This window comes from Xenorhabdus mauleonii, assembly GCF_900113945.1.
Lineage (GTDB): Bacteria > Pseudomonadota > Gammaproteobacteria > Enterobacterales > Enterobacteriaceae > Xenorhabdus > Xenorhabdus mauleonii.
This window is the reverse complement of record NZ_FORG01000051.1, coordinates 1-7,072: the sequence shown is the minus strand read 5'-3', so window position 1 is coordinate 7,072 and position 7,072 is coordinate 1. Positions and strand designations below refer to the sequence as shown.

The 7,072-nt window shown below is 35.7% G+C and carries 11 protein-coding genes; 10 read left to right on the top strand and 1 reads right to left on the bottom strand.

All coding sequences use genetic code 11. The features are described 5' to 3' along the window. The 5 genes from BM100_RS21605 to BM100_RS21585 form a co-directional block, all read left to right on the top strand. On the top strand, positions 1-1,147 hold a 1,147-nt coding region (locus tag BM100_RS21605), incomplete at its 5' end, for an RHS repeat domain-containing protein (protein WP_244896546.1). Then, positions 1,144-1,542, top strand: a complete 399-nt coding sequence (locus BM100_RS21600) for a DUF7674 family protein (RefSeq protein ID WP_092514772.1) — start codon at positions 1,144-1,146, stop codon at positions 1,540-1,542. The genes BM100_RS21605 and BM100_RS21600, both read left to right, overlap by 4 nt. 428 nt (positions 1,543-1,970) lie before the next feature. Then, positions 1,971-2,273, top strand: a complete 303-nt coding sequence (locus BM100_RS21595; RefSeq protein ID WP_175494996.1) for a hypothetical protein — start codon at positions 1,971-1,973, stop codon at positions 2,271-2,273. Between the two features lie 116 nt (positions 2,274-2,389). Further along, positions 2,390-3,094: a barstar family protein gene (locus BM100_RS21590; RefSeq protein WP_092514758.1), complete on the top strand. Its 705-nt coding sequence runs from the start codon at positions 2,390-2,392 to the stop codon at positions 3,092-3,094. Between the two features lie 141 nt (positions 3,095-3,235). Further along, positions 3,236-3,565 (top strand): hypothetical protein, encoded by a 330-nt coding sequence (locus BM100_RS21585; protein WP_092514757.1) that lies wholly within the window; start codon positions 3,236-3,238, stop codon positions 3,563-3,565. Positions 3,566-3,651: 86 nt separating this feature from the next. Here the strand turns inward: BM100_RS21585 and BM100_RS23340 are convergent, their stop codons facing one another. Next, complete coding sequence (locus BM100_RS23340; RefSeq protein WP_169924801.1) at positions 3,652-3,789, bottom strand: hypothetical protein; 138 nt, start codon at positions 3,787-3,789, stop codon at positions 3,652-3,654. Between the two features lie 222 nt (positions 3,790-4,011). On the opposite strand from BM100_RS23340, the gene BM100_RS21580 reads away from it, so the two are divergent. From BM100_RS21580 to BM100_RS21565, 5 genes are all read left to right on the top strand, one after another. Then, entirely contained in the window at positions 4,012-4,383 is a 372-nt protein-coding gene (locus BM100_RS21580; protein ID WP_092514754.1) for a hypothetical protein, read from the top strand. 198 nt (positions 4,384-4,581) lie between these two features. Then, entirely contained in the window at positions 4,582-5,028 is a 447-nt protein-coding gene (locus BM100_RS21575) for a hypothetical protein (RefSeq protein ID WP_092514752.1), read from the top strand. A 495-nt stretch (positions 5,029-5,523) separates the two neighbouring features. Continuing rightward, positions 5,524-5,700 carry a hypothetical protein gene (locus BM100_RS23335; RefSeq protein WP_169924802.1) on the top strand — a complete coding sequence of 59 codons (177 nt, stop codon included), beginning with the start codon at positions 5,524-5,526 and terminating at the stop codon, positions 5,698-5,700. A 93-nt stretch (positions 5,701-5,793) separates the two neighbouring features. Continuing rightward, complete coding sequence (locus BM100_RS21570) at positions 5,794-6,366, top strand: DUF4291 domain-containing protein (RefSeq protein WP_092514749.1); 573 nt, start codon at positions 5,794-5,796, stop codon at positions 6,364-6,366. A 362-nt stretch (positions 6,367-6,728) separates the two neighbouring features. Beyond that, the coding region (locus tag BM100_RS21565) for a VasL domain-containing protein (protein ID WP_280521807.1) at positions 6,729-7,072 on the top strand (344 nt) is incomplete at its 3' end.

Here is a 7,072-nt window from a genome sequence, read left to right as displayed (position 1 = left end):
CGGGCGTGTCGTGCAGCAAGGGAATATCCGCTATCGCTATGATGACAATGGTCGTCTGGTGGAAAAAAACGAACAGCGTGATGGCTTCCGGCCACAAGTCTGGCGCTACCGATGGAATACGCAAAACCAACTTACCCTTTGCGAAACACCGGACGGCTCGCGTTGGCACTATCAATATGATGCTTTTGGTCGAAGAATACGTAAGCTCAAGGTACATGACGGCAAACTGACAGCGACCAACCTGCAACGCTGGCTGGACGGCAAACCGGATCTCACCCCGCGTAACACGACCATTTACGGCCAGGAATACCTGTGGAGCGGTGACCAGCTTATAGAAGAGACGCCGATTTACGCGGATGGCTCGCTGGCGTTGGATTGTCGCGTACGTTGGTTGTATGAACCGGGCGCGCTCACTCCTTCAGCAAGGTATGAACGGGGTAAGCTGCATTATGTGGTGAGCGACCACCAGGGTACGCCACGGGAGATGTTGAATGAAAACGGCACGCTGGTCTGGGCACAGCGGTTGATGACGTGGGGAAAAGTGGAACGGTCGCAGGTGATTGCGTCCAATGATCCGGATTATCACGTCAACTGTAATCTACGGTTTGCCGGGCAGTATGAGGACGAAGAAAGCGGGCTATACTATAATCGGTTCCGTTACTATAATCCGGAGACGGCACAGTACATTTCGCCGGACCCGATAGGGCTGAAAGGTGGGTTCAATCCGTACGGGTATGTGCATAATCCGGTAGGATGGGTTGATCCATTCGGGTTGGCGGGTGAGAATTGCGCTGTCAATCTATTAAAGAATGCAAGAAAAAATAATTATGCTATTTCATTGGAGCAAAGGCAGCAAATAATAGACTCAATAGATAATACCAAGCTGAAAAGTATGTTCTCAGAATTATATCGACCAGGTGCGAGTACTCCTGATGGTGGTACGGCTGCATCTATTCTGTATACAAAGAATACTGGGCAGTTAATAGGAGGCTCAGATCATATAAATAAAGGTAACGACTACTTAAAGGCATTGAAAAATTTAGCAAGTGGTGATGGGAAATACAGAAGTGAGATCCTAAGTTCGTCTGACCGAAGTCTAGCAAACTATATGATAGATGATTTAAGAAATGCATTGGGGCATTTATGACAAATGATGAACTAATCGATAAGTTAAAAGAATTTTCTCCAAAATTTCTTGAAACAAGTTATGAGGATGAAGGTGTATACCTAGTATTTGGCGGCTTTGGTTCATTTTTTTCTGATCTAATAAATCTATATGGATCAGGTAAAGTTGAGCCTAGAAGTTATTTTTATTCTAATGTTGAAAATAGTTATAACGATAACGAAGTTTTAATAAAAGAAATAAAAAATATCTTTGAATTTATTGATGAGCTATTCTCTATTCAAGATGATGGAGTGAGAGACATATTAAATACTTGTATTTTTGAAGCGATAATGGGTAGTGATTATAGTTATAATCTAGCTAGAAAATATCTTAGTAAAAAAGCATATAACCACTATTTAGAGATAACCAAAAGGTGATTTAGTTCATAGCCGGAAGAACTATGTGATCTTCCGGCTTTGTTCATTTAAGAGCCGCTCAATCCCGGCCCTTAGCGGCTTTTTTAATCCCCTATCAGCTCACGCATCCGCAGCTTAATTTCACTGATTTGTGGGTTATAGAGTCAAAGGTGTCTCAGGGCGCAAGGTAAAAATATCTCAAAAGTGCGTATCGGCGTTTTGGGTTGGCGAAGAGAGGTGAAACAGATAAAAATGGCTCTTTAACAAGCTGATAGTCAAAGGAAAGATCGCTTAAAAAAGTATGACGGTACCCGAACCCGCCCTACGACCCGATAGGGCTGGCGGGGGGATTTAATCCGTATGGGTATGTGCATAATCCTTCAAGGTTCATCGATCCGTTCGGGTTGGCGGGTAGAGACTGCGATAAACTTGTGGCCTCTCTCAAAAAAATGCCTAAAAATGATCCACCTAAACCTCAGCTGCTTGAGGCAATGAATAAAGCCATTAATGATATTTTTAGTGGTAAAGGGATCCCTCGTATTGATCGTGATATTGGAGGACAAACCATTTTTAAAGGTGCTAGTAATAAGCCAGCTATACAAAGATGGAAAGGATCTCGGGAATGGATGGTAGTTGAAGGAAATAACAGAATGAGAATATTAACGAAAGATTTAGGCAATGGTAAAACACAGATAGGATTTACTGCTGACCACTACGACAGAATATTTGATGTCATCGTTGAACAGAAATAAAGGCATCAATGATATAAATCTCGCACTTCTTACTGAGTAAGAAGTGCGGAAATATCTGAGTATTTGGTGTTTATTTTAATATTACGGTTACTAAATTAAATAGAGGTGATGGATAAATGCAAGAATTATATTACATTTATAACAGCCAAGGGGATATACTGTTTTCTTGTAAAAATCTGATTGAATGTCATGATTTTTCCAGAGCAGGCTCTGTTCTTTTATTCGCTTTTTCTGGGCTAGACGTTAAAAACGTTGATTTTATATTGGATGATGAAGATTATACATTGAAATGCAACCAATTTCAGGAAAGGTTAGACTTTGATTTTTCTGTTAAAAAAGTCATCAAGTCTGATGATATATTATATCTATATTTAGAAAAGAATAATCCTATGTATAAAATAGGGGCTGTTTCATTATTGAAATCACGATTTGATGACAATGAAAGAGTTTGGCTGGATATGGTTTTGGAATCAAAGAAAATATATATATCAGCGAGCTATATAGTTGGCGGAATGAAGAGTGAAATAGAAAAAGATACCATAGTCGTTGAAGGGAAATATATCCATGACTACTACTCCTTTTATTGTGAGTTTGGCTATGCATTCTTTGGCAAATTTGGCTATATGGGAAATAATCTTGATGCCTTCAATGACTGTTTAATAGAAATTAAACGAAAAGATAAAAGAATAAGTGTGATCTGGAAAGACAGTGAGCTTTCTTTTAAGGCTATCGCCAATACGACTCCTGATGATTTACATAAGACAATCTACCATGATATGGTCATGACGCTTGAAGACCACTGCAATTTAATCCTTGAATGAAAATATCATATTAGGGTTTGTTGATGTTTCATTTTTATAAATAAACCAGCCCACTTGGATATCCAGATAGTAGCCAGTGCCAGTACTAACAGACTGGCATAATTTTGTGATAATTTAAGAAACAAGTTAGGGTTATTAATAATGAGAAAGATTGATATCTATTCCAATATGTTATGGAAGGCACTTTCATATATAAGAAATATTCAGACGCAAACTTTCATTGGAAAAGCTTTTAATAAATCATGTTATCATGAGGCGGAGTTATTGCATAATGTTGTGGTGTCTCTTACCCAAGAAAAAATGACTGAACACGATGTGTTTTTTTTAAATAATCACGCACGATTTTATTTAGAGAATGCTGATAAAAGAGAATGTCTAAATTATTTCTCTCATGAAGATGATATAAAAAAGTTATTTAGCATCGTTCCTGAAAACTTGAAAGAAAAGCTTGAATGGAATGGCCCTCAATAATATTTTGTAGTCATTAAATCTAGCCGGAATGATCCGAATGATCTTCCGGTTTTGTTGTTTTTTTAAGAGCGGCTCACTCCTTGCCCTTAGCGGCTTTTATAATCCCCAATCAACTCCCGCATCCGCAGCTTAATGTCATTGATTTGCGCCCGCTGGCGCTGGTATTGCTGTTTGAGGCCGTTCGTCTCGTCACTGTCGGGGATCAATATTAAACAGCTGCCCATGATCTTCATCGTGATCGAGCTGATAATCTCAAATTCTGCAGATTTAATCTATTGTCCTTTATTTAAGGTGGATTAGGAGTTAGTATTTATTGGCGTTAATTTTCAAGGTAAAATATCTACACTCTATACTAAGAGTGGTAAAGAAATTCGGAAATTACTTAACGGTGATCAACATAATAAGATTATTAATTTAGTTCCAAGAGATATCAATGGATTATAGTTATGAAATATTATGCAAAAATTATTTCTTTGAATAAAGATATTGAAGAAGAAGTCATATTATCATTCGGAGAGTGTGAAATATGCTGTTTTATAAATGATTTTCCAACTTCGTTGAGAGTTGGTGATATCCATTTAGTTGAACTTGGGTTTATGTTTTTAAATAGTGTGAAAATTAAGCCTTCTAAGGACAGAAACACGTTATTAAAACAGCAAGGGAATACATTTTCTTATGAAATGAATGGTTACTTGGTAGGAGATAGATTATTTTTGTCAAATTTAGTATTTCAAGATGATTTATTATATGAATGTTCATATTTAGAAAATGAATATGTCAAGGTTTATCCAGATAGAATTACTGTTTCTTTCTTGTAATTAGATTTTCTCTATCTTCAAAAACTAGAAGAGTTCCAATTAATTTTGGCTATGATTAGAATGTTGGTTTTATGCTATGCATGCTAATATCTATAAATACTATAAATACTATAAATACTATAAATACTATAAATACTATAAATTATAAATAAAGATTCGGTTTCGTTAAGGCTATTGGTAACTGAAGATGGAAATGATATGATAATACATTTAATACCAGAAAAGATCAAATTTAGAATATCAACTACAGATCTTGAAACGATTTATACAGAATCAGGTGGAGTAAAATTGAGAATAGATGTACAAGATATTGATAATTTTAAAAATGACACATATCAAGATATAGAAATTCACTTTTTGATTGTAGCTGAACTAAGGTGTATCACTATGAATTTTTTTGATATTAATAGCCAAAATTACTCAATAGAGGAAAAAAATATTAAGAAAAATAGGATTGAATTTTGGGAACGAAATGGATATTACCCAGATCCCGGTTTTTATCAAGTGGCAAATTCGGATATATTGAACAGTAAAAGATCGTTATATGATCCACATAATAGGCTGGATTTAAAGCACTATTTAATCAATGGCAATGATAGCTATGTGGAGATAATTGCATCTAAATATGAGTATAGATATTTATAAATAATGATTTAATATTGCAAATGCTTCAGTGAACTTTCGATTTTTTAAACTATACAGAGTATTTGTCCGTTGCTATTTGCATCCTGATACATCAATATTTCAGCAATTAGCAAAGGATGAAATGGGTTTGATTTATTTTAAATAATAAAAAAATAAAATATTTTTTTAAAATGAGTGAAACTAACTCAAAACTATTAGATATGTTTTATTTTTGCTGAATATCTCCTGAAGAAATTAAAGATCAATTTGATTTTTAAGGAAACACGGTTGAGGTTTTTTCTAAGAATTTAGATCTAACAATAAGTAATGAAAATCCTGATTTACATGAAGATATGATTACATTGTTTTTTTATTTTTACTTCCCAAAATCATCCGATAAATAAACTAAATAAGATTTTATTCGCGTCTTGGAATTATAGACATGAAGATATTTCTATTTTGTTACAAAAAATAAGATATTCAGTTAGTATTAGCTATCTATATCAGGTTGTTAATATGCATTTCGATTATCTTGATTTCGATAATAGTTATGCTTTAGCTGTAAAATTCATCTGGGGATTAAGTGATATTGGAACACCGGAAACATTGGAAAAACTGAAAATTATTTCAGAATCAGTTAATGAAGTTATTAGAGATAATGCCATTAATCAATTAAAAAGGAATACCAAGTAATTTCATAAAACAAAGCCGAAAAAATCTTGTGATCTTCTGGTTTTTTAGCCATATATTAAATTATCTAAGTTGAGTATTAATAATAGGATGACTATGTTTACATATAAAAACAATCTAATACGAGCATTTTATACGAAGCAATCAGTTAGGGTTTATCAAGCTTATTCTGTAACGATTGCTGACAGTGCAATTAAACATAATACATTCATTTCACCACCTTTTAGCATGACGCGTATGACATGGATTAAGCCTTCATTTTTATGGATGATGTACCGTGCCGGTTGGGGAATGAAAGATAGCGGGCAGGAACGTATTTTGGCTATCGATATCACTCATGAGGGATTTAGAGAAATTTTGCAGCAGGGTGTTATTAGTCATTATGACCCCGATTTGTTTCATTCTCAGGAGGAATGGAAAAAAGAAGTTCAACAGAGTGACGTGGTTATTCAATGGGATCCAGAAAGAGGCATTCATTTAAATAAATTAGAACGTAGAACTATACAGATTGGTCTACGTAATCAAGCAGTAGAAAATTATGTGAACCAATGGATTATCAACATTGAAGATATTACAAAGAAAGCACATTATATTTATGAATTGGTAAAAATGGATAAATTGGATATGGCTTACGATTTGTTACCAGAAGAAAGAATTTATTTGGAATGATCCATGGCTAAACAATTCCCCATGATTTTCACCGTGACCGAGCCGCCAATTACAAAGCAGGTGGCCTTTATTTATTTCATCTTAAGGTAAATTACGGGCACATTTGTCCATGTCATTTTGCTGTATGTATCCGACGGAATAATAACATACCGTTATGTCATGATGAGTTTTTTACTCAATTCTTAATGCGTGTATTCACATCATTGAAAATAAATAAAAGTATTAACCTAGATTTTTGAATATCAATAATTGAATGCCCTTTATTAATTTTGATATTTCAAATTAGTGCCTAAACCCTAATATGTTATGAATATAGGAAAATTATATGCCAATATTGAAAACCTACCATGTGGTTTAAGTGTATGGCATCAGTGCCACGCTGGAATAGCGGTCTGCTGTTCTACAAACCGTTGCAGCAACAACTGAAGGCCAAGACCGAACAGCCAGAGGGTACCCAGTTGGCTTGGCTGTATCAATCCATACTAGACAGCGGTACCACCCAGCTTAAGCGTTTGGCAGAAGCCTCCCCTCTGACAACGTGGGAGGCTGGCCGTGATTTAACGAAAGCCGCAAAACAACATCGGCCAGCGTCCCTGGTACAGCAACAGGCAACCCGTGGCAGCTTCACGCTCTCTTACCTGAAAACCGCCATCTATGACATCCAGCGCAGCCACGGCAGTGACGTCCCGCTGGAAGAGTTGTTGCG